This is a genomic window from Streptomyces sp. NPDC002130 (assembly GCF_040296465.1).
Lineage (GTDB): Bacteria > Actinomycetota > Actinomycetes > Streptomycetales > Streptomycetaceae > Streptomyces.
Window position 1 is genome coordinate 1 of record NZ_JBEOXI010000660.1, and the last position, 1788, is coordinate 1788.

2 protein-coding genes and 1 pseudogene are annotated in these 1788 nt (G+C 65.2%); 1 reads left to right on the forward strand and 2 read right to left on the reverse strand.

Annotated elements, in window-relative coordinates; translation table 11 throughout:
* Positions 1-249: pseudogene (locus ABT116_RS44150) on the reverse strand (hypothetical protein); the annotation flags it as partial.
* Positions 246-1172, reverse strand: coding sequence for a hypothetical protein (locus ABT116_RS44155; protein ID WP_298773258.1), 927 nt, complete (start codon positions 1170-1172; stop codon positions 246-248). The pseudogene ABT116_RS44150 and the gene ABT116_RS44155, both read right to left, overlap by 4 nt.
* A gap of 68 nt (positions 1173-1240) precedes the next feature.
* Here ABT116_RS44155 and lspA point away from each other — a divergent pair.
* The coding region (gene lspA, locus ABT116_RS44160; protein WP_351646490.1) for a signal peptidase II at positions 1241-1788 on the forward strand (548 nt) is incomplete at its 3' end.

The following is a 1788-nucleotide window of genomic DNA, read 5'->3' on the forward strand; positions in this document are numbered from 1 at the left end:
GGGAACGACGTCGAAGTCGGCAGGTAGTTCGGAAAGGGTGAGCGCTGCTCGTTGCAGCGCGTCACGGTCGAGCGGAGCCCCGCTCAGCGGTGCGGCCGGAGCAGCCGTGAACGGCGCCAGACCGACGTGTGGGGCGGAAACCGGCGTCGTCGCTTCGGCACTCGGGGATTCGCCCGAGCCGCAACCGGTCACGACGAACAGTGCTGCCGTTGCCGTCAGGCCCAGTGCGAGAAGCGATCGGCGTGTCACGATTCCCACCGAATACTGTTGGAGATGGTCTGCCGGATCACCGAGGAACTGTCCGGGTCGCCGTACGCCTGGTCGCCGCCGACGGTCATCTGCCCGTCGATCGGCAAGGGGAGTGCGAGGTCGACGGTGAGGTTGCCTGTGCCGGCCATGACGTACTGATCGATGTTGAGCGTTCCGGCGTCACCGGCCAGGTTCCAGACCGGGCTCTGCGGGGTCTGCGATACGTCCACCGCGAGCGAAAGCCGATTTCCCTCCCGCGCGGTGAGCGTGACGGTGGTTGTCTGATCGAGCAGGATCTCGCTGCTGACTTGCTGCCGAACCACCCAACGTGCGCCGACACCGACCGGAGCGTCGGGGAGTGCAACGGTCCGGTAGACCGCTTGGCCCAGCGCTTGTTCGATTGCAGCGCGGGCAGCATTGGCCGAGTTGGCGGACGGCTTCAACCGTAGGGCGGTGATGGCGCCCGAATCCGTGACCGACAATCCGGCCGCAGATCCGTCGGCCCCGCTCAGCGCTGCCTGCAGCGTTGCGTCCGGCGAGGTCATCGACGACAGCGTCAGGTCCACTACAGCGGTGGGGTCGTCCGCGGTCACGTTTGCCGAGAGCGGGATCGTGATCTCCGGCGAAGAGAAATCCTGTGCCGGCTGTTGATCGATCTGCTGACTCACGACCGCCTGGGTGACGAGCGTCGCCGTCTGCGTGGTGCCGACAGGCAAGTTCATGCGCAATACCTCGCGCGGTTCGCTTCCCCCATCGAGTACCTCGACGGTGGCGGCGGTCACCGGAACAGTGACTTCGCTCGGCGACGAGGTGGGTGTGGTGGGAGGTTGATCCGAGTCGCCGCAAGCGGTGAGAACGGTGGTGAGAGCGAGGGCAGCGAGGGCGAACGGAACGCGTCGGCCGGTCGTGGACAGCAGTGGCACGCGCTCCAGGCTAGCCGCAGTTGCAGAGTGCGTGACCCGGTGCGGTGAACATGAGGGATGATGGTTGCGTGAGTACAGACCACCCAGACCGAGATGTCAACGCGGAGGATCAGCCGATTACCGAAATCTCGAAGGCCGACGAGCCCGAAACCGTGAAACCGGAAGCCGTGAAATCGGAAGACGGTGACCTGGGAGTTGCGCCGGCCGCAAAGCCCCGCCGGCTGACCATGCTCATTGCCATCGCCGCTGTCATCCTGCTCTCGGACATTCTCACGAAGGTGTGGGCAGTCGCCGCGGTCAAACCGGGGCAGCCGATCGAAATCATCGGTGACGTGGTCACATTCACGATGGTGCGCAATCCGGGGGCAGCGTTCTCGATGGCGACGTCGATGACGTGGATCCTCACTCTCGTCGCAATCGGTGTGGTCATCGGTGTGATCAAGATCGGTCGCACGCTCCGATCACCGTGGTGGGCGCTCGGCCTCGGCCTCGTGCTCGGCGGCGCGCTGGGTAACCTCGTCGACCGATTCTTCCGCTCTCCCGGAATCATGCGCGGACATGTGGTGGACTTCGTCTCCGTCGGTTGGTGGCCGGTGTTCAACATTGCGGATTCCGC